This is a genomic window from Streptomyces paradoxus, from assembly GCF_014202475.1.
Classification (GTDB): Bacteria; Actinomycetota; Actinomycetes; order Streptomycetales; family Streptomycetaceae; genus Streptomyces; species Streptomyces paradoxus.
On sequence record NZ_JACHGV010000003.1, the window covers coordinates 939,962 to 961,729 of the forward strand.

Here is a 21,768-nt window from a genome sequence, read left to right on the forward strand (position 1 = left end):
TCATATGCGCGCATCGCTAGGGTGTGGGGCTGTGATGGCCAGCGAGACCTGTGGGGAAGCCCGTGCGTGAATACCTCCTGACGCTCTGCGTCACGGCCGCGGTGACGTATCTGCTGACAGGGCCGGTACGGAAGTTCGCGATCGTGGCCGGAGCGATGCCGGAGATCCGGGCACGTGACGTGCACCGGGAGCCCACTCCGCGCCTCGGCGGTATCGCGATGTTCTTCGGCCTGTGCGCGGGCCTGCTGGTCGCCGACCACCTGACCAACCTCAACCAGGTCTTCGAGACGTCGAACGAACCCCGGGCGCTGCTGTCCGGGGCTGCGCTGATCTGGCTGATCGGCGTGCTGGACGACAAGTTCGAGATCGACGCCCTGATCAAGCTGGGCGGCCAGATGATCGCCGCGGGTGTGATGGTCGTGCAGGGTCTGACGATCCTGTGGCTGCCGATCCCGGGTGTGGGCTCGGTCGCGCTCACCCAGTGGCAGGGCACCCTGCTCACGGTCGCCCTGGTCGTCATCACGATCAACGCGGTCAACTTCGTCGACGGCCTGGACGGCCTCGCGGCCGGCATGGTCTGCATCGCGGCCACGGCGTTCTTCCTGTACGCCTACCGCATCTGGTACTCGTACGGCATCGAGGCCGCCGCCCCGGCCACCCTCTTCTCGGCGATCCTGATGGGCATGTGCCTGGGCTTCCTGCCGCACAACATGCACCCGGCGCGGATCTTCATGGGCGACTCGGGCTCCATGCTGATCGGTCTGGTCCTGGCCGCTGGCGCGATCTCCGTCACGGGGCAGGTCGACCCGGACGCGCTCAACCTGTACGTGGGGTCCGAGAAGGAGGCCGTGCACCAGACGGTCCCCGTCTACATCCCGCTGCTGCTGCCGCTGACGATCATCGCGGTGCCGGCCGCCGACCTGATCCTGGCGATCGTGCGGCGCACCTGGCGCGGCCAGTCCCCGTTCGCCGCCGACCGCGGCCACCTGCACCACCGGCTGCTGGAGATCGGCCACTCGCACAGCCGCGCGGTGCTCATCATGTACTTCTGGTCCGCGCTGATCGCCTTCGGCGCCCTCGCCTACTCGGTCAACTCGGCGTCCATGTGGATCGTCCTGGGTGTGGTCTTCCTCAGCGCGATCGGGCTCCTGCTGCTTCTGCTGCCGCGCTTCACGCCGCGGGCGCCGCGCTGGATGGAGCGCTTCGTCCCGCCGCGCTACCGGCGCAGCGGCTCGGTCGCGGCCCTCGCACCGGAGGCGTCCACCCCCGCGTCCGCGGCGGAGCAGCATGCCGCCGCCGGGGCCGAGAACCGCACCCCTGTGGTGTCCGGGGTCGCCGGTGTCAACGGGGCGACCGCCATCGGCCCCCGTTCGCGCCTGGCCGACCGGCGCAAGGCGGGGACAAGGTAAGAATCTGACTAGAGCATTGCCAAGTCGTGGGGTTGCGATGGGGGTGCGAAGCGCCCCAATACCAGACATCTCGGCACTGTTCCCGCTCAGACGCGCAAGTTCACTCTCATGTGTGACAGTCCGCACACCTCCAGGTAAAGACTGCATCAAATAGTTTGTGATACGGTTCACGAGAACCCCCCGGATAGAGCCGAAGGACCCCAGTGCGACGGTCCATTGGCGTGAGGTCTCCACTCAGCCCGGGACTACGCTCGTCCATGACGACACCCCTGCCCCCTGCGAAAGCGGAGTTGCCGCCATGCCGTCCAATGACGCCCGGAACCTCGTGCAATGCGCTGTACCCACAGCCGCTGCCGGTGTGGTCGCGGTCGCCGTCAGTGGCGTGGTGGCCGGCGGCAAGGGAGCCATCGGAGCGGCCGTCGGGACCGTCCTGGCCATCCTCTTCATGGGGGTCGGTCTGTACGTTCTCCAGTGGACGGCAAAAACGCTCCCGCAGTTGTTCCAGGCCATGGGGCTGATGCTCTATGTCGCCCAGTTGCTGCTTCTCCTGATCTTCGTCGCCCTCTTCAAGGACACCTCTCTCTTCAACGCGAAGACGTTCGCCCTCGGGCTCGTCATCGCCACCGTCGTGTGGATGGCCGCGCAGGCCCGTGCGCATATGAAGGCCAAGATCTTCTACATCGACCCGGACTCCGAGAAGAGTGAGAAGCCCGAGAAGACCGGACCGTCGTCGTGACGAGTAGGGGCGCGATAAAGGGCAGTAGGAACTCCTGCTATCGTCCGGTGCCAACTGCGGCATCGCGGGCGCGGGCATCTGAGCTGACGCCTGCTCGAACGCGAGGCTCGATGCCCCCCAGCCGCCCTCACATCCGTAACACCAGTCCGGTGCCGATCCGCGGCTGCGCGCCGCGCCGACACAACGAGGTTGCCGTACCTATGCGTCACGCCGAAGGAGCCCGCGGTGAGTGCTGACCAGACCCAGCTCGCCTTTGACTGGAGCTGTCGGATCATGTCCGACGGGTGTGGTTTTCCGGCACCGGGCCTGCACTCGTTCCTCTTCAAGCCGATTGCCACGGTTGGAGGGTACGAGTTCAACAAGGTGATGCTGCTCGCCATCATCACCACCATCCTCGTCATCGGCTTCTTCTGGGCTGCCTTCGGCAAGGCCAAGGTGGTGCCCGGCAAGCTGCAGATGGTCGGTGAGGCCGGATACGACTTCGTCCGCCGCGGCATCGTCTACGAGACCCTCGGAAAGAAGGAGGGCGAGAAGTACGTCCCACTGATGGTCTCGCTGTTCTTCTTCATCTGGATCATGAACATCTGGTCCGTGATCCCGCTGGCGCAGTTCCCGGTGTCGTCGGTCATCGCCTACCCGGCGGTCCTCGCCGCGGTCGTCTACGTGACCTGGGTCTCGCTGACCTTCAAGCGGCACGGCTTCGTCGGGTTCTTCAAGAACATCACCGGCTACGACAAGTCGCTCGGCCCGGTGCTGCCGCTCGTGATGATCATCGAGTTCTTCTCGAACCTGCTCGTCCGGCCGTTCACGCACGCCGTCCGACTGTTCGCGAACATGTTCGCCGGTCACCTGATGCTGGTCATGTTCACCGTCGCCTCCTGGTACCTGCTGAACAGCTGGATGATCCCGGCGGCCGGTATCTCCTTCGTGATGACCATGGCCATGATCGTCTTCGAGCTTTTCGTGCAGGCCGTCCAGGCGTACGTCTTCGTACTCCTCGCCTGCACGTACATCCAGGGCGCTCTGGCCGAGCACCACTGAGCCCCTCACCCCCGCAAGATCCCAAGAACGTCCGGTGGCCAACCCCCGCCGGTCCGTGAAAGAGAAGGAAGAAACAGCATGGCTGCCACTGAGACCCTCGCCGCTGTCTCCGGTTCGCTCGGCTCCATCGGCTACGGCCTCTCCGCCATCGGCCCCGGCATCGGCGTCGGCATCATCTTCGGTAACGGCACCCAGGCCCTGGCCCGCCAGCCCGAGGCCGCCGGCCTGATCCGCGCCAACCAGATCCTGGGCTTCGCCTTCTGTGAGGCGCTCGCCCTCATCGGCATCGTTATGCCGTTCGTGTTCGGTCAGTAATTACCTGCTCACCGACACGTTTCGACGAAAGGCACTGATGTGATCGCCAACCTGGTGCAGCTGGCGGCCGAGGAAGAGCAGAACCCGCTCGTTCCTCCGGGCCCCGAGCTGCTCGTCGGCACCATCGCCTTCGCCATCGTGTTCTTCTTCTTCTGGAAGAAGCTGCTTCCGAACATCAACAAGGTTCTGGAGGAGCGCCGCGCGGCGATCGAAGGCGGTATCGAAGAGGCCGAGACCATGAAGGTCGAGGCCCAGAGCGTCCTTGAGCAGTACAAGGCACAGCTCGCCGAGGCCCGGCACGAGGCCGCGCGCCTGCGCCAGGAGGCGCAGGAGCAGGGTGCCACGCTCATCGCCGAGATGCGGGCCGAGGGCCAGCGTCAGCGCGAGGAGATCGTCGCCGCCGGTCACTCCCAGATCGAGGCCGACCGCAAGGCCGCCGCTTCGGCGCTGCGCCAGGACGTCGGCAAGCTCGCCACCGACCTGGCCGGCAAGCTCGTCGGGGAGTCCCTCGAGGACCACGCCCGCCAGAGCCGCGTGATCGACCGGTTCCTCGACGAGCTCGAGGAGAAGGCCGAGGCCGGACGATGAACGGAGCGAGCCGCGAGGCCCTGGCAGCCGCACGTGAGCGTCTCGACGCGCTGACGGACTCCACGTCCGTGAACGCGGGCTCGCTCGCCGACGAGCTGGCCGCCGTCACCGCGCTGCTCGACCGCGAGGTGTCGCTGCGTCGGGTCCTCACCGACCCGGCGCAGGCCGCAGAGGCCAAGGCAGAGCTGGCCCAGCGCCTGCTCGCCACCCAGGTCAGCGGCCCCGCCGCCGACCTGGTGGCCGGCATGGTGCGCTCCCGCTGGTCGCAGTCCCGCGACCTGGTGGACGCGCTGGAGGTGCTGGCCAACACCGCCGACCTCACGGCCGCCCAGCAGGCCGGCAAGCTCGACGACGTCGAGGACGAGCTGTTCCGGTTCGGCCGGATCGTCTCCGGCAGCACCGAGCTGCGCGCCGCGCTGACCGACCGCAAGGCCACCACCTCGGCCAAGGGCGAGCTGCTGCGCAGCCTGCTCGGCGGCCGGGCGCAGTCGACCACCGAGCGTCTGGTCACGCGCCTTGTGACCGCGCCGCGGGGACGTAGCCTGGAGTCGGGACTCGAGTCCCTGTCCAAGCTCGCCGCCGAGCGTCGGGACCGCATGGTGGCCATCGTCACCTCGGCGGTGCCGCTGAGCGACCCGCAGAAGCAGCGCCTGGGCGCCGCCCTCGCGAAGCTCTACGGCCGCCGGATGCACCTCAATCTGGACGTGGACCCCGAGGTCCTCGGCGGTATCCGGGTGCAGGTCGGCGACGAGGTCATCAACGGCGCCCTGGTGGACCGCATCGAGGACGCCAGCCGCCGGCTCGCCGGCTGAGCAGCAACTCAATAGGCACAACGTACTTACGACGGCCCTGGTTGGGCCGTGCAGAAGAATCCTGGGGGTCGCCCCCAGACCCCCAAAGTGAAACTTCGGGCCCAACAAGGAGAGCAGGGAACCCAGATGGCGGAGCTCACGATCCGGCCGGAGGAGATCCGGGACGCGCTGGAGAACTTCGTCCAGGCGTACAAGCCGGACGCGGCCTCGCGCGAGGAGGTCGGTACGGTCACCTTCGCCGGCGACGGCATCGCGAAGGTCGAGGGCCTGCCCTCGGTCATGGCCAACGAGCTGCTGAAGTTCGAGGACGGCAGCCTCGGTCTCGCCCTCAACCTCGAGGAGCGCGAGATCGGCTGTGTCGTCCTCGGCGAGTTCAGCGGCATCGAGGAGGGTCAGCCGGTCTCCCGTACCGGTGAGGTTCTCTCCGTCGCGGTGGGCGAGGGCTACCTCGGCCGCGTGGTGGACCCCCTCGGCAACCCGATCGACGGCCTCGGCGAGATCGAGACCGAGGACCGCCGCGCCCTGGAGCTGCAGGCCCCGGGCGTCATGGTCCGCAAGTCGGTGCACGAGCCGATGGAGACGGGCTACAAGGCCGTCGACGCGATGACCCCGATCGGCCGTGGCCAGCGTCAGCTGATCATCGGTGACCGCCAGACCGGCAAGACCGCCCTGGCCGTCGACACGATCATCAACCAGCGCGACAACTGGCGCTCGGGCGACCCGAACAAGCAGGTCCGCTGCATCTACGTCGCCATCGGCCAGAAGGGCTCCACGATCGCCGGTGTGCGCGGCGCTCTGGAGGAGGCCGGCGCGCTGGAGTACACGACCATCGTCGCCGCCCCGGCGTCCGACCCGGCCGGCTTCAAGTACCTGGCGCCGTACACCGGTTCGGCCATCGGCCAGCACTGGATGTACCAGGGCAAGCACGTCCTGATCATCTTCGACGACCTGTCGAAGCAGGCCGACGCCTACCGCGCCGTGTCGCTGCTGCTGCGCCGCCCGCCGGGCCGTGAGGCCTACCCGGGTGACGTCTTCTACCTGCACTCCCGTCTGCTGGAGCGCTGCGCGAAGCTCTCCGACGAGATGGGTGCCGGTTCGATGACCGGTCTGCCGATCGTCGAGACGAAGGCCAACGACGTCTCGGCGTTCATCCCGACCAACGTCATCTCCATCACCGACGGCCAGTGCTTCCTGGAGTCGGACCTGTTCAACGCCGGTCAGCGCCCCGCGCTGAACGTCGGTATCTCCGTCTCCCGAGTCGGTGGTTCCGCGCAGCACAAGGCGATGAAGCAGGTCTCCGGCCGTCTGCGCGTGGACCTCGCCCAGTTCCGTGAGCTGGAGGCGTTCGCCGCCTTCGGTTCCGACCTGGACGCCGCGTCCAAGGCGCAGCTGGAGCGTGGTCAGCGCATGGTCGAGCTGCTGAAGCAGGCGCAGTACCAGCCGATGGCCACCGAGGACCAGGTCGTCTCCGTCTGGGCCGGCACCACCGGCAAGATGGACGACGTCCCCGTCGCCGACATCCGCCGCTTCGAGAAGGAGCTGCTGGAGTACCTGCACCGCAAGGAGCAGGGCCTCATGACCTCCATCCGCGAGGGCGGCAAGATGTCCGACGACACCCTCCAGGCCATCGCCGAGGCCATCGTGGAGTTCAAGAAGCAGTTCGAGACCTCCGACGGCAAGCTGCTCGGCGAGGACACCCCGGCTGCCGGTAAGTGACGACGGAAGGGACCTGACTCATGGGAGCCCAGCTCCGGGTCTACAAGCGTCGCATCCGATCCGTCACCGCGACCAAGAAGATCACCAAGGCGATGGAGATGATCGCCGCCTCGCGCGTCGTCAAGGCGCAGCGCAAGGTGGCGGCCTCCACCCCGTACGCGACCGAGCTCACCCGGGCGGTCACGGCGGTCGCCGGCGGATCCAACACCAAGCACCCGCTCACGACTGAGCCGGAGAACCCGACCCGCGCCGCGGTCCTGCTCCTCACGAGCGACCGCGGGCTGGCCGGCGCCTTCAACTCCAACGCCATCAAGGCCGCGGAGAAGCTCACGGCGAAGCTGGAGGCCGAGGGCAAGGAGGTCGTCAGCTACATCGTCGGCCGCCGCGGTGTCGCCCACTACAACTTCCGCGAGCGCAAGATCGCGGAGTCGTTCACGGGCTTCACCGACGAGCCCTCGTACGCGGACGCCAAGAAGGTCGCGGCCCCGCTGATCGAGGCGATCGAGACGGAGACGGCCGAGGGCGGCGTGGACGAGCTCCACATCGTCTACACCGAGTTCGTGTCGATGATGACGCAGACGGCGATCGAGGCGCGGCTGCTGCCGCTCAGCCTCGAAGAGGTCGAGCAGGAGGCGAAGCCCAAGGGCGAGATCCTCCCGCTGTTCGACTTCGAGCCCTCGGCGGAGGACGTCCTCGACGCCCTGCTGCCGCGCTACGTCGAGAGCCGCATCTACAACGCGCTGCTCCAGTCGGCCGCCTCCAAGCACGCCGCCACGCGGCGCGCGATGAAGTCGGCCACCGACAACGCCGGAGAGCTCATCGAGACGCTCACCCGGCTTGCCAACCAGGCCCGCCAGGCCGAAATCACCCAGGAAATCAGCGAGATCGTCGGTGGCGCCAGTGCCCTGGCCGACGCGACCGCGGGGAGTGACCGATAAATGACCACCACTGTTGAGACGGCCACGGCGACGGGCCGCGTCGCGCGGGTCATCGGCCCGGTCGTCGACGTGGAGTTCCCCGTCGACGCGATGCCCGAGATCTACAACGCCCTTCACGTCGAGGTCGCCGACCCGGCGCTCGCGGGCGAGAAGAAGACGCTGACCCTGGAGGTCGCCCAGCACCTGGGTGACGGCCTGGTCCGCGCCATCTCCATGCAGCCCACCGACGGTCTGGTCCGCCAGGCCCCGGTGACCGACACCGGCGCGGGCATCACCGTCCCCGTCGGCGACTTCACCAAGGGCAAGGTGTTCAACACCCTCGGTGAGGTGCTGAACAGCGACGAGACCCACGAGGGCGAGCGCTGGTCCATCCACCGCAAGGCCCCCGCGTTCGACCAGCTCGAGTCGAAGACCGAGATGTTCGAGACGGGCCTGAAGGTCGTCGACCTGCTCACCCCGTACGTCAAGGGCGGCAAGATCGGTCTGTTCGGTGGTGCCGGTGTCGGCAAGACCGTGCTGATCCAGGAAATGATCATGCGTGTCGCCAACCTCCACGAGGGCGTCTCCGTCTTCGCGGGCGTCGGCGAGCGCACCCGTGAGGGCAACGACCTCATCGCGGAGATGGAAGAGTCCGGCGTTCTGGACAAGACCGCCCTGGTCTTCGGCCAGATGGACGAGCCCCCGGGCACCCGTCTGCGCGTGGCCCTGGCCGGCCTGACGATGGCGGAGTACTTCCGTGACGTCCAGAAGCAGGACGTGCTGTTCTTCATCGACAACATCTTCCGCTTCACCCAGGCCGGTTCCGAGGTGTCGACCCTGCTCGGCCGTATGCCCTCCGCGGTGGGCTACCAGCCGAACCTGGCCGACGAGATGGGCACCCTCCAGGAGCGCATCACCTCGACCCGTGGTCACTCGATCACCTCGATGCAGGCGATCTACGTCCCCGCGGACGACCTGACCGACCCGGCCCCGGCCACCACCTTCGCCCACCTCGACGCGACGACGGTGCTCTCCCGTCCGATCTCCGAGAAGGGCATCTACCCGGCCGTGGACCCGCTGGACTCGACGTCCCGCATCCTCGACCCGCGGTACATCTCGGCGGAGCACTACAACGCCGCGATGCGCGTGAAGAACATCCTGCAGAAGTACAAGGACCTGCAGGACATCATCGCGATCCTCGGTATCGACGAGCTCGGCGAGGAGGACAAGCTCGTCGTCCACCGTGCCCGTCGCGTGGAGCGCTTCCTGTCCCAGAACACCCACGCCGCCAAGCAGTTCACCGGCGTGGACGGTTCGGACGTGCCGCTGGACGAGTCGATCGCCGCGTTCAACGCGATCTGCGACGGCGAGTACGACCACTTCCCGGAGCAGGCGTTCTTCATGTGCGGTGGTCTCGAGGACCTGAAGAACAACGCCAAGGAGCTCGGCGTCTCCTGAGCCCCGTGCTCGTCGGAGGGGGCGGGGTTCGTCCCGCCCCCTCTGTCACGCCTACTAGACTTGTAACCAACACCCGGCACTCCCGCCGGGTGGTGACCCGAGGAGCCACCCTTGGCTGCTGAGCTGCACGTCGCGTTGGTCGCGGCCGACCGTGAGGTCTGGTCCGGCCAGGCCACCCTGGTCGTCGCGCGCACCACGTCCGGCGACATCGGCGTCATGCCCGGTCACCAGCCGCTGCTCGGTGTGCTGGAGTCGGGCCCGGTGACCATCCGTACGAGCGACGGCGGGACGGTCGTCGCCGCGGTCCACGGCGGATTCATCTCGTTCGCGGACGACAAGCTCTCGCTGCTGGCGGAGGTCGCCGAGCTGTCGGACGAGATCGATGTCCAGCGCGCGGAGCAGGAGCTCGAGCGCGCGAAGGCGGAGGACGACGCGGAGGCCCAGCGCCGCGCGGACGTCCGTCTGCGGGCTGCCACGGCGGCGCGCTGACTCCGTCCGCCGTGTGATGACGTCACTCAGCCGCGGCTGGGTACCGGAGAGATCCGGACCCAGCCGCGGCTGAGGCGGATGTGGGTGATTTTTACGTTCCGTTACCTAGGAGACGAGGAGGTCGGTGTCGATGGTCCTCGCTCTGACTGTGTGCGGAATCGTGGTGGCCCTCGTGGTGGTGGGCCTGTTCGTCTTCGGCCTGCGCCGCCGGCTGATCCAGCGGTCGGGCGGCACGTTCGACGCCAGCCTGCGCTGGGACGCCCCTGCCGAGGGTGACACCAACGGCAAGGGCTGGGCGTACGGGGTGGCCCGCTACAACGGCGACCGCGTCGAGTGGTACCGCGTCTTCTCGTACTCGCCGCGCCCGCGCCGGACCCTGGAGCGGTCCGCCATCGAGGTGGCCGGCCGCCGGGTGCCGGAGGGTGAGGAGGAGCTGGCGCTCCTCTCCGACCATGTGATCCTGGCCTGTCTGCACCGGGGAACGCGTCTCGAACTCGCGATGAGCGAAGACGCGCTGACCGGTTTCCTCGCGTGGCTCGAGGCAGCCCCGCCCGGTCAGCGCGTCAACGTGGCGTAACTCGCCGAACTTCTTTACGACAGCCCGTTGTCGATCGCTGTCACCAGCTCACCGTTGCCGGTGTCTCCGCTGAACTCCCAGAAGAACGCGCCGCCCAGACCCTGGTTCTTGGCCCAGCTCATCTTCCCCGCGATGGTCGCCGGAGTGTCGTACGACCACCAGTTGCTGCCGCAGTGCGCGTACGCCGTGCCGGCGATGGTGCCGGTGGCCGGGCAGGAGTTCTTCAGGACCTTGTAGTCCTCGATGCCCGCCTCGTACGTGCCCGGAGCCGCGCCGGTCGCCGATCCGCCCGGGGCGGACTGGGTGACGCCGGTCCAGCCGCGGCCGTAGAAGCCGATGCCGAGCAGGAGCTTCTTGGACGGGACGCCCTTGGCCTTCAGCTTGGCGATCGCGTCGGCCGAGTTGAAGCCCGCCTGCGGGATCCCCGGGTAGGACGTGAGCGGGGAGTGCGGGGCGGTCGGGCCGTCCTTGTCGAAGGCGCCGAAGTAGTCGTACGTCATCACGTTGTACCAGTCGAGGTACTGGGCAGCGCCGCCGTAGTCGGCCGCGTCGATCTTGCCGCCGGAGGAGCCGTCGGCCGTAATGGCCGCGGTGACCAGGTAGTCCGGGCCGAACTCCTTCCGCAGGGCCTGGGAGAGGTTTCTGAAGGCCGCCGGGCCTGACGTGTCGCAGGTCAGGCCGCAGGCGTTCGGGTACTCCCAGTCGATGTCGATGCCGTCGAAGACGTCGGCCCAGCGCGGGTCCTCCACGACGGCCTTGCAGGACTTGGCGAAGGCGGCCGCGTTCTGTGCCGCCTGGCCGAAGCCGCCGGAGTAGGTCCAGCCGCCGAACGAGTACAGCACCTTGATGTGCGGGTACTTGGCCTTCAGCTGGCGCAGCTGGTTGAAGTTGCCGCGCAGCGGCTGGTCCCAGGTGTCGGCGGTGCCGCTGACGGACTGATCGGCGGTGTACGCCTTGTCGTAGGCGGCATAGGTGTCGTCGACGGTGCACTGGCCGTTCTTGACGTTGCCGAAGGCGTAGTTGATGTGGGTGATCTTCGACGCCGAGCCCGAGGTCACCAGGTTCTTGACGTGGTAGTTGCGGCCGTAGACGCCCCACTCGGTGAAGTAGCCGAGCTTGACCTTGTCGCCGGTGGGCGGGGGCTCGGTGGTGCCGCCGGTGGTGCGGACCCGGACGGCGCCGCTGACCGGGCCGGTCTGGTCGGCGGTGTCACGGGCCTGGACGGAGTAGGAGTAGTCCGTGCCCTTGGTCAGGCCGGTGTCCGTGTACGAGGTCGCCGTCACGGTGGCGACCTTGGAGCCGTCGCGCAGGACGTCGTAGTTCTTGACGCCCTTGTCGTCGGTGGCGGCGGACCAGGTCAGCTTCACCGAGGTGTCGGTGATGCCGGAGGCGGTCGGGGTGCCGGGGGCGCCCGGCGCGCTGTCGCCGGGTTCCGTGGTGCCGCCGTCGCAGCTGCCGCCGTTGAGCTTGCAGTTCGCCGGGGAGCCCGAGCCGCTGCCGTTGAAGCCGAAGGAGACGGAGGCGCCGGGGGCCAGGGTGCCGTTCCAGGACTTGTTCTTCGCGGTCCAGTGGGTGCCGGAGGAGGTGACGTCGGCGTCCCAGGAGGAGGTGACGGAGGTACCGGAGGGGAAGTCCCACTCGACGGTCCAGGAACTGAGGGTCGCGGTGCCGGTGTTCTTCACCGTCCACTTGCCCTCGAAGCCGGAGCCCCAGTCCTGGGTCTTGGCGTAGGTCGCGGTGGCGGACGTGGCTGCCTGGGCCGGGCTCGCCAGGCCGACGAGGCCGGCGAAGGGGAGCAACAGGGTCGCGAACCCTGCCGCGGCTCTGTGTCTGAAGCGCATGCTGCGCCTCCTTGATGGAGTTGTCGGGGCGTGACTGAGCCTCACGCCCACTCATGGTGCGGTGAGAATAGAAAGGTCTGGACCACCGGTCAATAGGTCTGGACCACCAGCACCGAACGCGGTTCAGACACCCAACTCCTGGGCCAGCACGGCCGCTTGTACCCGGCTGCGCAGCTCCAGCTTCCCCAGCAGCCTGCTGACATGGGTCTTCACGGTCGCCTCGGCCATGTCGAGCCGCTCCGCGATGCCCGCATTGGACAAGCCCTGGCCCAGACAGGACAGCACCTCGCGCTCCCGCCGGGTCAGCTGTTCGAGCACCGCCGGATCGGCCGCGGGCTCCCGGGCGGGCTTCGCGGCGAACTCCGCGATCAGCCGCCGCGTGACCGCCGGGGCGATCAGCCCCTCCCCGCGCGCGACCGTCCGCACGGCCTCCAGCAGCTCCGTCGCCTCGGTGTTCTTCAGCAGGAACCCGGACGCGCCGGCCCGCAGCGCCCCGAAGACGTACTCGTCGAGGTCGAAGGTGGTCAGCACCAGCACGTCGGCGAGCCCCTCCGCGACGACCTGACGGGTCGCCGACACCCCGTCCAGACGCGGCATCTGGACGTCCATCAGCACCAGGTCCGGCCGCAGCTCGCGGGCCAGCGCCACCGCCTGTTCGCCGTCCGCCGCCTCGCCGACCACCTCGATGTCGGGCGCGCTGCGCAGGATGAGGACGAGCCCTGCGCGGACGGCGGACTGGTCCTCGGCGACCAGGACGCGGATCATGCGGTGTCTCCTTCGACGCTGTGGCTGACGGGGAGGGTGGCGCGTACCACCCAGATCTTGCCCTCGGGCGAGTCCTCGGGGGCGGCTTCGAACGTGCCGTCCAGCAGGGCCACGCGCTCTCTCATGCCGACCAGGCCCGCGCCGGAGCCGGGGGCGCGCGGGGCGTCCCGGTCCCCGTACGGGCTGGTCACGCTGACGACGAGGGAGCCGTCCCGCCGGGCGAGGGACACGGTGACCCGGCCCGGGGCGGCGTGCTTGAGCGCGTTGGTCAGCGACTCCTGCACGATGCGGTAGGCGGCGAGTTCGACGGGCGCGGGCACCTCGCTCCGCTCGGCGTCGAGGATGACGTCGAGACCGTTGGTGCGGGCGCCGTCCACCAGTGAGCCGAGACCGTCGAGCGTGGGAGCGGCGGACGGTTCCACGTCGCCGCTGCTGTCGCGCAGGATCCCGATCAGCCGCCGCATCTCGGCGAGCCCCTCCACGCTGTTCTCACGGATGACCACGAGGGCGTCCTGAGAGGTCTTCGGATCGTCGAGGGACAGCGCCGCGGTGGAGTGAATGGCGATCGCGGACAGGTGGTTGGCGACCATGTCGTGCAGCTCGCGGGCCATCCGGGCACGCTCGGCGGTGACCGCCTGGGTGCGGTCCATCTCGGCGAGCAGCGCGGTCTGTTCGGCGCGCAGCCGGGCCGCCTCGGCCGCGTCACGGTGGTTGCGGACGATCAGACCCGTGGCGGCGGGGCCGAAGGACACGAGCCCGGTGACCACACCGATCAGCAACGCCTCGGGCTCGCGCCAGACTGCGAACGGCACCACCGCCCCGGCCACCGAGAGCAGCCCGGTGATCCGCGGGATGCGGTGGGCCGACGCGGGCGGGCCGTACAGGACGGCCGCGTACATCAGGTCGGTGTACATCAGGATCGTGACCAGGTTGCCCTGGGTGACGGTGTCCAGGACGATCGCCGGCGTGCCGATCAGCAGGGCGGTACGCGGGGCGGCCCGGCGCAGCAGCTCGCAGCCCGCCATGACGAAGAGCGGCAGCAGCACCGGCCAGCGGCCCGGCAGCAGCACGTACGCCTCGGTGTGCGGCCGGGTGGCCAGGCCGACGCCCCACAGCAGCAGCCCGCCGAGCAGGCCGCCCAGCGCGACGTGGACGTCGAAACGGCGGTGACGGGGGAGACGTACGGCCATGCCACCATCCAACACGGCCGTCGCGCCCCGCGCGTGAGCCCCGCGGAGGGTCCCCGGCTGCATCCTTCGATGTACCGCGGGTTCGTCAGTCGCGACGACGATTCCGGGCGCGCCGCACGGGAGCCTGAAGAGGTGACCGAGAGGAGCGAACCGTGATCGTCGCATTGATCGCAGCCTGCGAGATCGGCTTCTGGGTGCTGCTGGCGGCCGGCCTGGGCGCCCGCTACCTGCTGCGCATGCCACGGCTGGGACTGGGCCTGCTGCTGTGCGAGCCGCTGCTGGAGGTCGTCCTGCTGGTCGCCACCGCGCTGGACCTGAAGAACGGTGCCGAGCCGAACTGGACGCACGGCCTGGCCGCGCTGTACATCGGCTATACCGTCGGGCACGGCCACCGCACGGTGAAGTGGCTGGACGGCCACGCCGCCCACCGGCTGGGCGGGGCCCCGAAGCCGATCGGCCCGCCGCGCTACGGCATGGCCCGGGCGCGCCACGAGGGCACGGTGTGGCTGGGAACCCTCACGGCGGCCGTCGTCGCGACCGTGCTGCTCCAGCTGGCCATCTGGTACGTCGACGACCCGAGCCGCGTCACCTCGCTGGAGAGCTGGCGCTACGTGGCCTGGCGTGCGGCGGGGATCCACGGCCTGATCGCGCTCAGCTATCTGATCTGGCCGCGGAAGGCTCCCGCGGGGGAGGCCGAGGGGCAGATCGACAAGGAGAGGGTGCGACGGTAGGCCGGTTCCTCGGCTGCCGGTGCGTCGTGGCTTGTCGCGCAGTTCCCCGCGCCCCTTGTCGGGGCGCTTCAGCGCTCCCCACCCGGCACCCACAACACGTCTCCGACCTGCTTGTTCGCCGTCCTCGCGAGGATGAACAGCAGGTCGGAGAGGCGGTTGAGGTAGGTCGCCGTGAGGGGGTTCATCACCTCGGCGTGGACCTCCAGCGCCGCCCACGTCGAGCGTTCCGCCCGGCGTACGACCGTGCAGGCCTGGTGGAGCAGGGCCGCGCCCGGGGTGCCGCCGGGGAGGATGAAGGAGCGGAGCTTCTCCAGCTGTTCGTTGAAGCGGTCGCAGTCCGCCTCCAGCTTGTCGATGTAGAACTGCTCGACCCGCAGGGGCGGGAACTCCGGGTTCTCCACCACCGGCGTCGACAGGTCCGCACCCACGTCGAACAGGTCGTTCTGGACGCGGGTGAGGACCTTGACGACCTCCTCGTCCAGACCGCCCAGCGCGATCGCCGTGCCGATCACCGCGTTCGCCTCGTTGGCGTCGGCGTACGCGGAGATCCGCAGATCGGTCTTGGCGACCCGGCTCATGTCGCCGAGGGCGGTCGTGCCCTGGTCACCGGTCCTGGTGTAGATGCGCGTCAGATTGACCATGTGGCCAGCGTAGTTAGGCTCAGGCGGTTCGGAACACACGTGTGCCCACTGTCACGGACAGCGCCGTGAGACCGGCGGCCACCAGCACGCCGTAGAGCATGTGGGGTGTCGTGTAGCGGCCGACGTACGCGTCCCGCACCGCGTCCACCAGGTAGCGGAACGGCATGAGGTGCGAGAGGGCGTTCAGCCAGGCCGGGCCCAGGGTCATCGGCAGCATCAGGCCCGACAGCAGCATGGACGGCATGGTCAGCGCGTTGACCGCCGGGCCGAAGCTCTGCGGGGTGTCCATCCTCATCGCCAGCGCGTACGACAGGGCCGCCAGCGACACCGTGAGCAGGGCGACGAAGGCGAAGCCGATCAGCACGCCGGCCAGCGGTGCCCGCAGGCCCATCACCACCGCCGCCAGCACCAGCAGCACGGCCTGGAAGACGAAGACCGTGGCGTCCCGCAGCACCCGGCCGAGCAGCAGGGCCAGCCGGCTGACCGGGGTGACACGCATGCGCTCGACCACCCCGTGCCCCTTCTCGATGATGATCGAGAAGCCCGCGAAGGACGCCCCGAACAGACCGAGTTGCAGCAGCAGCCCGGGGACGAGCACCTGCCAGGAGCTGCCCCCTCCGCCGAGCGGCAGGTCCGTGAGCAGGGGGCCGAAGAACAGCAGGTACAGCAGCGGCATGAGCACGCCGAAGAGCAGCGCGAAGCGGGAGCGCAGGGACTGGCGGAGGTAACGCCCGTAGACGAGTGCGGTGTCGTGCAGCAGCATCAGGATTCCTCTGTCTCTCATACGGCGACGGGGGTCTGGTCGGCCGGCCCGGCGCTGCGGCCGGTGATGGCGAGGAACGTGTCCTGGAGGGACGCGTCGATCGAGCCGCCGTACTCCAGCTTCAGCGCGCCCGGAGTGCCCTCGGCGACGACCACGCCCCGGTCGACGACGACCAGCCGGTCGGAGAGGGCGTCGGCCTCGTCGAGGTAGTGCGTGGTCAGGAAGACGGTCGTGCCGTGCTCGTCGCGCAGCCGGCGCACCAGGTCCCACAGGTCGGCCCGGCTGCCGGGGTCGAGCCCCGTGGTCGGCTCGTCCAGGAACAGCACCTTCGGGTGGTGGGTGAGCGCCATCGCGATGTCCAGCCGCCGTCGCTGCCCGCCGGAGAGCGCGCCGCACTTGCGGTCGAGCAGCTCGGTGAGGTCCAGCTCGCGGGCCAGCTCCTCGGCGCGCTCGGCCGCCCGCGCCCTGGTCAGCCGGTACAGCCGCCCCTGGGTGACCAGTTCCTCGCGCACGCTGATCTGCGGGTCGACCCCGCCGGACTGGGCCACGTAACCGCAGACCCGCCGTACTCCGGCCGGGTCGGCGGCCAGGTCGTGGCCCGCGACGGTGGCGGCGCCGCCGGTCGGTTCCAGCAGGGTCGTCAGCATCCGCAGGGTCGTCGTCTTGCCGGCGCCGTTCGGGCCGAGGAAGCCGAGGATCTCGCCCTCACGGACGGTCAGGTCGACGGAGCGCACGGCCTGGACGGGCCCGCTCCTGGTCAAGAAGGTACGGGCCAGACCGGCCGTACTGATGATTGCCATGCCCCCAGAAAAACAGAGTCTCTTAAAGTTTGCAATGACTCCAAGTTTTCAGATCCCCCACGGAAGCTAGGATTCGGACATGGCAGAGGGGCTCAGGGAACGGAAGAAGCGCGAGACCCGGCAGCGCATCTCGGACATCGCCACCGGGCTCTTCCTGGAGCACGGCTTCGTGACGGTGACGATCGCGGAGGTGGCGGAGGCCGCCGACGTCTCCGTGAACACCGTCTACAACTACTTCCCGGCCAAGGAGGACCTCTTCTTCGACCGCTCCCAGGGCGTCGTCGACCGGCTCTCCCGCTGGGTGCGCGGCCGGGACGAAGGGGAGTCGGCCGCCCGGGCGGTGCTGCGCGAACTGCGCGCCGAGATCGAGGCCGTCTCGCCCCGGATGGGCCTCATCGAGGGCTACGACCGTTTCATGCGCTGCATCGACGAGGCGCCGCCGCTGCGCTCCCGGCTGTGGAGCATTCAGCAGGAGGTCCAGGACAACCTGGAGGCGACCCTCCGGGAGGAGACGGGGGCCGAGGGCGGCGACCCGATGCCGAGGCTGATCTCCGGTCAGATCTGCTGGGTCCACGGCACCGTCTTCGTCGCGATCGGCCGTGAGATGGCCAAGGGGCGCAACCCGGACGAAGTGTCCCGGGAGATGCTCGTCCTCCTCGACGACATCGAGGAGCTGTTGGGCGAGAAAGTGCTCAACTACGCCGTCCGAGGCGCCCCGTGACCCCTGTCGGTGTGATGTCCGTCATGTGAGACGTGACGCGCATTACTTACTGGTCACACAGCCCCTCACGAGCGCTAGTGTCCGCCGGAGAGGCAGACATAAGCAGCGCGTCAGGGGAGTCGCACAGTGGCAGGGAAGCTCGCCGTCATCGGGGCCGGCCTCATGGGAGCCGGTATCGCCCAGGTCTCCGCTCAGGCGGGCTGGGAGGTGGTCCTGCGTGACGTCACCGACGAGGCGCTGACCCGGGGCACCGACGGCATCAAGGCGTCGTACGACAAGTTCGTCGCCAAGGGCAAGCTGGAGGCGCACGACGCCGACGCCGCCCTGGCCCGCATCACCGCGACCACCGACCTGGACGCCGCGGCCGACGCGGACGTGGTCGTCGAGGCGGTGTTCGAGAAGCTCGAGGTCAAGCACGAGATCTTCCGTGCGCTCGACAAGATCGTGAAGGACGAGGCGATCCTCGCCTCCAACACCTCCGCCATCCCGATCACCAAGATCGCGGCGGCCACGGAGCGCCCGGAGCGGGTCGTCGGCACGCACTTCTTCTCGCCGGTGCCCATGATGCAGCTGTGCGAACTCGTCCGCGGCTACAAGACCAGCGACGAAACCCTCGCCACGGCCCGGCAGTTCGCCGAGTCGGTCGGCAAGACCTGCATCGTCGTCAACCGCGACGTCGCGGGCTTCGTGACGACCCGTCTCATCTGCGCCCTGGTCGTCGAGGCCGCGAAGCTGCAGGAGTCGGGCGTGGCCAGCGCCGAGGACATCGACCTGGCCTGCAAGCTGGGCTTCGGCCACGCCATGGGCCCGCTGGCGACGGCGGACCTGACCGGCGTCGACATCCTGCTGCACGCCACGAACAACATCTACACCGAGTCGCAGGACGAGAAGTTCGCGGCCCCGGAGTCGATGCGCCGGATGGTTGACGCCGGTGACATCGGACGCAAGAGCGGGCAGGGCTTCTACAAGCACTGAAACCGCACATGCCCCGGGGCCCATCACTCCCCAGGGTGAATTCGGTATCGGTTCGCTTACAAGAAGCAACCTCTGACTCCTCCACACAGTCAGAGGTTGCATCACCCACATCCAGAACGCGGAGCACGATTCGCACGCACGGGGAGCGCATATGCACATCAGGGGCGACCACGCCGAGCTGGTCGTCGGGGGCCGCCTCGACGTCCGGAGCGCGGCGGACGCCCGAACGGTCCTGCACTCGGCCGTCGACGACGGAGTCGGCGACCTGGTGCTGGACCTGTCCGAACTGGACTCCTGGGACGCCACCGGACTGGGCGTGATCATGGGGGCCCACCGACGGGCCGGCCGCTGCGGCCGGCGCCTGGTGCTGCGCGGCGTACCGCCGCAGATGCAGCGCCTGCTGGTGGCCACCCGCCTGCACCGGATCCTGGCGATCGAGGGGGGCATCGGGGTGGAGACGCTTCCCCGGGTGTGACGCCCCGTACGGGTGTGAGCCGGGCGACCGGGGAGACCCGGACGCACGTCGTCGAATCGTGCGACGCGCACAATCCTCACGAGACCGTGACGTTACGGACGGCGCGGTACCCCGGACTGTCGTAGATACTGTGCGAAGGTTTAGGGTTCGGCTGCCCGCTGCCTTGACACCCTTCGGCGGGACCGGACCAGAAGCGACAGCGCGGTGTGCAGCAAGGCCGGGAGGGGCTTTTCCGAGCACACACACGCTTTTGGGGGGCTTGACCTATGGATCCTGACAACCAGGGACCCGAGGAGTACGGCCACGACGGTGACGGCCCTGCGCCGCGCCAGCGCCCTCCCAGGGAATCCCTCACACCGGACTTCGCGCAGCACGCGCCGGCGCTCGCCCGCACGGTGCAGCTCGTCTCCGGCGACTTCCTGCTGACCGTCAACCCCGTCGACGGCAGCGAGATAGAGGCGTGCCCGCCCGCCGAACGACCCGCCCGGCCCGTGAAGCTCACCGCGGCCGAGCGCGCCGAGGCCGAGCGCGCGGCCCGTCCGCCCGTCCCGCCGGGCCCCGCGCTGCCCGCCCTGCCGCTGCTGGCCCGCCAGGAGGAACGCGAGCGCCTGGTGCGCCTGCTCGCCCGCGGCCGCTCCACCCGCCTCACCGGCGCGGCCGGCTCCGGCCGGACCCGCCTCCTCGACCTCGTCGCCGAGGACTGCTCCGACCTCGCCCCCGACGGCGTCGTCCGCCTCAACGGCTTCGGGCGCACCTCGGGCGACCTGCTGTACGACCTGTTCCACGCGGTGTACAGCGCGCCCCTGCACCGCCCGAACCGGGACGAACTGCTCACCTACGTCCGTGAGATCGGCGCGGTCGTCGTCCTCGACGACCTGGAGTTCGGCGGCGCCGCGCTCGACGAGCTGCTGGAGGCGACCCCCGAGTGCGCCTTCCTGCTCGGCGCCACCCCGGACGTGCCCGCCCCCTCCGCCGGTGCCGGCGTCGAGGAGGTCCTCCTCGGGGGACTGGAGCGCGCGGCCGGGCTCGACCTGCTGGAACACGCCGTCGGCCGGACCCTCACCGAGGACGAGTCGAACTGGGCGGGCGACCTCTGGTTCGAGTCCGAGGGCCTGCCGCTGCGCTTCGTCCAGGCCGGCGCCCTGCTGCGGCAACGCGACCGGCTGCGCGCCGGCACCAGCGCCGTCGACGAGTTCGGCGTCTTCGAGGACGTGCCCCCGGCCGATCCCGCCGACGCCTACGACCTCGGTGACGACGTGCCGCTGCCCGCGCTCGGCGAGGCCGCCGCGCCCGCGCCGCTGCTCGCCTCCCGGCTGAGCGCCTCCGCCCGCGCCACCCTGCGGTTCGCCGTCGCCCTGGGCGGCGAGGTCCCGCACCAGGCGCATCTGCCCGCCCTGGTCGGCGACACCCACGCGGACGCCGCGCTCGGCGAACTGGCCGCCTGCGGCCTGGTCTCCCCGGTCGGCTCCCGCTACCGCCTCGCGGCCGGCGTGCCGGCCCAGCTGGAGGCCGCCGGGTACGCCGACGAGACCGAGGCCGGTGCCCGCAGCGCCGCCCAGCACTACTCCTGGTGGGCCGGGCACCCCTCGGTCACCCCGGAGCGCGTGTGCGCCGAGGCCGACGCGGTCCTCGCCGCCCTGGCCGTCCTCGGACCGGCCACCCGCCCGCCCGCCGAGGACGAGGAGAGCGCGGCCGTCCACCTGGCCCGCACCGCCGCCCCCGCGTTCGCCGCCGGACTGCACTGGAGCGCCTGGGAGCGGGCCCTGCGGGCCGGCGCCGAGGCCGCCCGGCTCGCCGGTGACGTCGGCGAGGAGGCCTACTTCCACCACGAGCTCGGTGTCCTCGCCCTGTGCGAGGGACAGCTCGACCGGGCCCGCGCCGAACTGGAGGCCTCCATCGGCCTGCGCGGCGCCCTCGCCGACAAGCGCGGGACAGTCGCCGGCCGCCGCGCCCTGGCCCTGGTCGCCGACCGCTCGGGTACACCGATCGGGCTCGGGCCGACCGCGGGGGAGGAAGTGCCCGACGCCCGTGGCGAGGAGTCGGCGTCCCCGCCCGGCGGGGTTCCGGCCGCCTTCCCGACGCTTCAGCCGCCGTCCTCCCCGGCGCTGGTCACCCACCGCAGCTCGTCCGCGCCCTCGCGCAAGGCGCGCGGCGGACTCAAGGGCCTGGCCCGGCGTAACCTCGTGGCCTCCGGTGCCGGTGCCCTGCTCGTCGCGGTCCTGGGCACGGTGGTGACGCTCGGCGCCACCTCCGACAAGGACCGGAACCCGCCGTCCGACCAGGTCGGCGTCAACCCCTCCGCCAGCCAGGGCATCAACGACGGCAGCCTCGGCGCCGACCGGCCCGCGAACGACGGCGGTGGCGGCCCCGGCGATGCGGCCGCCCGCCCGACGGACCCGGGCCCCGACGGCACACTCGGCACGTCGGACGACCCGACCCCGACGGACTCGCCGAGCGGTTCGCAGGACCCGAGCGACGCCGCGTCGCCGTCGAAGCCGCCGTCGTCCTCGACCAAGCCGCCGTCCTCCCCGAAGCCGAGTTCGCCCAAGCCGCCGTCGTCCTCGACCAAGCCGCCGACGGGCACGTCGACACCGACCTCGCCGACGCCCACGCCGACGGACACCGGGCAGCCCACGCCGACGACCACCCCGCCGACCACCAGCCCGTCCACCTCCGACTCGGCCAGCGGTCCGGCGCCGAGCGCCCCCACGAGCACCACCGCGAGCGCGTCGCAGAGCACCACGGGCACGCCGAGCGGCTCGGAGACGGTGATCTGACACCCGTGCACACGACAGGGCCGGGTCCGTT

Annotated in this window: 22 protein-coding genes; 16 read left to right on the plus strand and 6 right to left on the minus strand. The window is 69.8% G+C overall.

Annotated elements, in window-relative coordinates; translation table 11 throughout:
* Positions 1-62: 62 nt before the first annotated feature.
* The 11 genes from HNR57_RS14075 to HNR57_RS14125 all read left to right on the plus strand — a co-directional run bounded on the left by HNR57_RS14075 (position 63) and on the right by HNR57_RS14125 (position 10,058).
* The gene (locus HNR57_RS14075; protein WP_184560205.1) at positions 63-1,409 is read left to right on the plus strand and encodes an MraY family glycosyltransferase; all 1,347 of its coding nucleotides are present in this window, start codon (positions 63-65) and stop codon (positions 1,407-1,409) included.
* A 298-nt stretch (positions 1,410-1,707) separates the two neighbouring features.
* Positions 1,708-2,145, plus strand: coding sequence for a Cg1360 family ATP-synthase-associated protein (locus HNR57_RS14080; protein WP_184560207.1), 438 nt, complete (start codon positions 1,708-1,710; stop codon positions 2,143-2,145).
* 225 nt (positions 2,146-2,370) lie between these two features.
* Positions 2,371-3,186 (plus strand): F0F1 ATP synthase subunit A, encoded by an 816-nt coding sequence (gene atpB, locus HNR57_RS14085; RefSeq protein WP_481713600.1) that lies wholly within the window; start codon positions 2,371-2,373, stop codon positions 3,184-3,186.
* Positions 3,187-3,264: 78 nt separating this feature from the next.
* Positions 3,265-3,501 carry an ATP synthase subunit C-like protein gene (locus HNR57_RS14090; protein ID WP_010040161.1) on the plus strand — a complete coding sequence of 79 codons (237 nt, stop codon included), beginning with the start codon at positions 3,265-3,267 and terminating at the stop codon, positions 3,499-3,501.
* A 39-nt stretch (positions 3,502-3,540) separates the two neighbouring features.
* Complete coding sequence (locus tag HNR57_RS14095; RefSeq protein WP_142159450.1) at positions 3,541-4,089, plus strand: F0F1 ATP synthase subunit B; 549 nt, start codon at positions 3,541-3,543, stop codon at positions 4,087-4,089.
* Positions 4,086-4,901 carry a F0F1 ATP synthase subunit delta gene (locus HNR57_RS14100; protein ID WP_184560209.1) on the plus strand — a complete coding sequence of 272 codons (816 nt, stop codon included), beginning with the start codon at positions 4,086-4,088 and terminating at the stop codon, positions 4,899-4,901. The genes HNR57_RS14095 and HNR57_RS14100 overlap by 4 nt, the downstream gene beginning before the upstream one ends.
* Before the next feature lie 126 nt (positions 4,902-5,027).
* On the plus strand, positions 5,028-6,617 hold the full coding sequence (gene atpA, locus HNR57_RS14105; RefSeq protein ID WP_184560211.1) for a F0F1 ATP synthase subunit alpha: 1,590 nt from the start codon (positions 5,028-5,030) through the stop codon (positions 6,615-6,617).
* Between the two features lie 20 nt (positions 6,618-6,637).
* Positions 6,638-7,555 (plus strand): F0F1 ATP synthase subunit gamma, encoded by a 918-nt coding sequence (locus tag HNR57_RS14110; protein WP_062929094.1) that lies wholly within the window; start codon positions 6,638-6,640, stop codon positions 7,553-7,555.
* Positions 7,556-8,992: a F0F1 ATP synthase subunit beta gene (atpD, locus tag HNR57_RS14115; RefSeq protein WP_161368777.1), complete on the plus strand. Its 1,437-nt coding sequence runs from the start codon at positions 7,556-7,558 to the stop codon at positions 8,990-8,992.
* Between the two features lie 111 nt (positions 8,993-9,103).
* Entirely contained in the window at positions 9,104-9,481 is a 378-nt protein-coding gene (locus HNR57_RS14120) for a F0F1 ATP synthase subunit epsilon (protein WP_053670581.1), read from the plus strand.
* A gap of 130 nt (positions 9,482-9,611) precedes the next feature.
* Positions 9,612-10,058, plus strand: coding sequence for a DUF2550 domain-containing protein (locus tag HNR57_RS14125; protein WP_030854234.1), 447 nt, complete (start codon positions 9,612-9,614; stop codon positions 10,056-10,058).
* A gap of 14 nt (positions 10,059-10,072) precedes the next feature.
* Here HNR57_RS14125 and HNR57_RS14130 read toward each other — a convergent pair whose 3' ends face one another.
* The 3 genes from HNR57_RS14130 to HNR57_RS14140 all read right to left on the minus strand — a co-directional run bounded on the left by HNR57_RS14130 (position 10,073) and on the right by HNR57_RS14140 (position 13,854).
* Positions 10,073-11,899, minus strand: coding sequence for a glycoside hydrolase family 18 chitinase (locus tag HNR57_RS14130; protein WP_184560213.1), 1,827 nt, complete (start codon positions 11,897-11,899; stop codon positions 10,073-10,075).
* Positions 11,900-12,022: 123 nt separating this feature from the next.
* Complete coding sequence (locus HNR57_RS14135) at positions 12,023-12,664, minus strand: response regulator (RefSeq protein WP_184560215.1); 642 nt, start codon at positions 12,662-12,664, stop codon at positions 12,023-12,025.
* Positions 12,661-13,854, minus strand: coding sequence for a sensor histidine kinase (locus HNR57_RS14140; RefSeq protein WP_184560218.1), 1,194 nt, complete (start codon positions 13,852-13,854; stop codon positions 12,661-12,663). Before HNR57_RS14140 ends, HNR57_RS14135 begins: the two co-directional genes overlap by 4 nt.
* 152 nt (positions 13,855-14,006) lie before the next feature.
* On the opposite strand from HNR57_RS14140, the gene HNR57_RS14145 reads away from it, so the two are divergent.
* Entirely contained in the window at positions 14,007-14,585 is a 579-nt protein-coding gene (locus tag HNR57_RS14145; protein WP_184560220.1) for a hypothetical protein, read from the plus strand.
* Positions 14,586-14,653: 68 nt separating this feature from the next.
* Here HNR57_RS14145 and HNR57_RS14150 read toward each other — a convergent pair whose 3' ends face one another.
* Genes HNR57_RS14150 through HNR57_RS14160 form a run of 3 tightly spaced genes read right to left on the minus strand, consistent with a single transcriptional unit; the run spans position 14,654 to position 16,789 of the window.
* Positions 14,654-15,226 carry a cob(I)yrinic acid a,c-diamide adenosyltransferase gene (locus HNR57_RS14150; protein ID WP_161368771.1) on the minus strand — a complete coding sequence of 191 codons (573 nt, stop codon included), beginning with the start codon at positions 15,224-15,226 and terminating at the stop codon, positions 14,654-14,656.
* A 19-nt stretch (positions 15,227-15,245) separates the two neighbouring features.
* Entirely contained in the window at positions 15,246-15,989 is a 744-nt protein-coding gene (locus tag HNR57_RS14155; RefSeq protein ID WP_184560429.1) for an ABC transporter permease, read from the minus strand.
* Between the two features lie 17 nt (positions 15,990-16,006).
* On the minus strand, positions 16,007-16,789 hold the full coding sequence (locus HNR57_RS14160; protein WP_184560223.1) for an ATP-binding cassette domain-containing protein: 783 nt from the start codon (positions 16,787-16,789) through the stop codon (positions 16,007-16,009).
* Positions 16,790-16,868: 79 nt separating this feature from the next.
* Here HNR57_RS14160 and HNR57_RS14165 point away from each other — a divergent pair, with 79 nt between their 5' ends.
* The 4 genes from HNR57_RS14165 (at position 16,869) to HNR57_RS14180 (ending at position 21,737) form a co-directional block, all read left to right on the plus strand.
* Positions 16,869-17,510: a TetR/AcrR family transcriptional regulator gene (locus tag HNR57_RS14165; RefSeq protein ID WP_184560225.1), complete on the plus strand. Its 642-nt coding sequence runs from the start codon at positions 16,869-16,871 to the stop codon at positions 17,508-17,510.
* A 126-nt stretch (positions 17,511-17,636) separates the two neighbouring features.
* On the plus strand, positions 17,637-18,485 hold the full coding sequence (locus HNR57_RS14170) for a 3-hydroxyacyl-CoA dehydrogenase family protein (protein ID WP_184560227.1): 849 nt from the start codon (positions 17,637-17,639) through the stop codon (positions 18,483-18,485).
* 151 nt (positions 18,486-18,636) lie between these two features.
* Positions 18,637-18,960, plus strand: coding sequence for an STAS domain-containing protein (locus HNR57_RS14175; RefSeq protein ID WP_003993003.1), 324 nt, complete (start codon positions 18,637-18,639; stop codon positions 18,958-18,960).
* Positions 18,961-19,226: 266 nt separating this feature from the next.
* Complete coding sequence (locus tag HNR57_RS14180) at positions 19,227-21,737, plus strand: ATP-binding protein (RefSeq protein ID WP_184560229.1); 2,511 nt, start codon at positions 19,227-19,229, stop codon at positions 21,735-21,737.
* Positions 21,738-21,768: the final 31 nt, after the last annotated feature.

What these genes read in the sequence shown, in the direction of transcription:
- HNR57_RS14080 (WP_184560207.1), top strand. Translation starts at nt 1,708, where the DNA reads ATGCCGTCCAATGACGCCCGGAACCTCGTGCAATGCGCTGTACCCACA.
- HNR57_RS14090 (WP_010040161.1), top strand. Translation starts at nt 3,265, where the DNA reads ATGGCTGCCACTGAGACCCTCGCCGCTGTCTCCGGTTCGCTCGGCTCC.
- HNR57_RS14100 (WP_184560209.1), top strand. Translation starts at nt 4,086, where the DNA reads ATGAACGGAGCGAGCCGCGAGGCCCTGGCAGCCGCACGTGAGCGTCTC.
- atpA (WP_184560211.1), top strand. Translation starts at nt 5,028, where the DNA reads ATGGCGGAGCTCACGATCCGGCCGGAGGAGATCCGGGACGCGCTGGAG.
- HNR57_RS14110 (WP_062929094.1), top strand. Translation starts at nt 6,638, where the DNA reads ATGGGAGCCCAGCTCCGGGTCTACAAGCGTCGCATCCGATCCGTCACC.
- atpD (WP_161368777.1), top strand. Translation starts at nt 7,556, where the DNA reads ATGACCACCACTGTTGAGACGGCCACGGCGACGGGCCGCGTCGCGCGG.
- HNR57_RS14125 (WP_030854234.1), top strand. Translation starts at nt 9,612, where the DNA reads ATGGTCCTCGCTCTGACTGTGTGCGGAATCGTGGTGGCCCTCGTGGTG.
- HNR57_RS14130 (WP_184560213.1), bottom strand. Translation starts at nt 11,899, where the DNA reads ATGCGCTTCAGACACAGAGCCGCGGCAGGGTTCGCGACCCTGTTGCTC.
- HNR57_RS14135 (WP_184560215.1), bottom strand. Translation starts at nt 12,664, where the DNA reads ATGATCCGCGTCCTGGTCGCCGAGGACCAGTCCGCCGTCCGCGCAGGG.
- HNR57_RS14140 (WP_184560218.1), bottom strand. Translation starts at nt 13,854, where the DNA reads ATGGCCGTACGTCTCCCCCGTCACCGCCGTTTCGACGTCCACGTCGCG.
- HNR57_RS14150 (WP_161368771.1), bottom strand. Translation starts at nt 15,226, where the DNA reads ATGGTCAATCTGACGCGCATCTACACCAGGACCGGTGACCAGGGCACG.
- HNR57_RS14155 (WP_184560429.1), bottom strand. Translation starts at nt 15,989, where the DNA reads ATGCTGCTGCACGACACCGCACTCGTCTACGGGCGTTACCTCCGCCAG.
- HNR57_RS14160 (WP_184560223.1), bottom strand. Translation starts at nt 16,789, where the DNA reads ATGGCAATCATCAGTACGGCCGGTCTGGCCCGTACCTTCTTGACCAGG.
- HNR57_RS14165 (WP_184560225.1), top strand. Translation starts at nt 16,869, where the DNA reads ATGGCAGAGGGGCTCAGGGAACGGAAGAAGCGCGAGACCCGGCAGCGC.
- HNR57_RS14175 (WP_003993003.1), top strand. Translation starts at nt 18,637, where the DNA reads ATGCACATCAGGGGCGACCACGCCGAGCTGGTCGTCGGGGGCCGCCTC.
- HNR57_RS14180 (WP_184560229.1), top strand. Translation starts at nt 19,227, where the DNA reads ATGGATCCTGACAACCAGGGACCCGAGGAGTACGGCCACGACGGTGAC.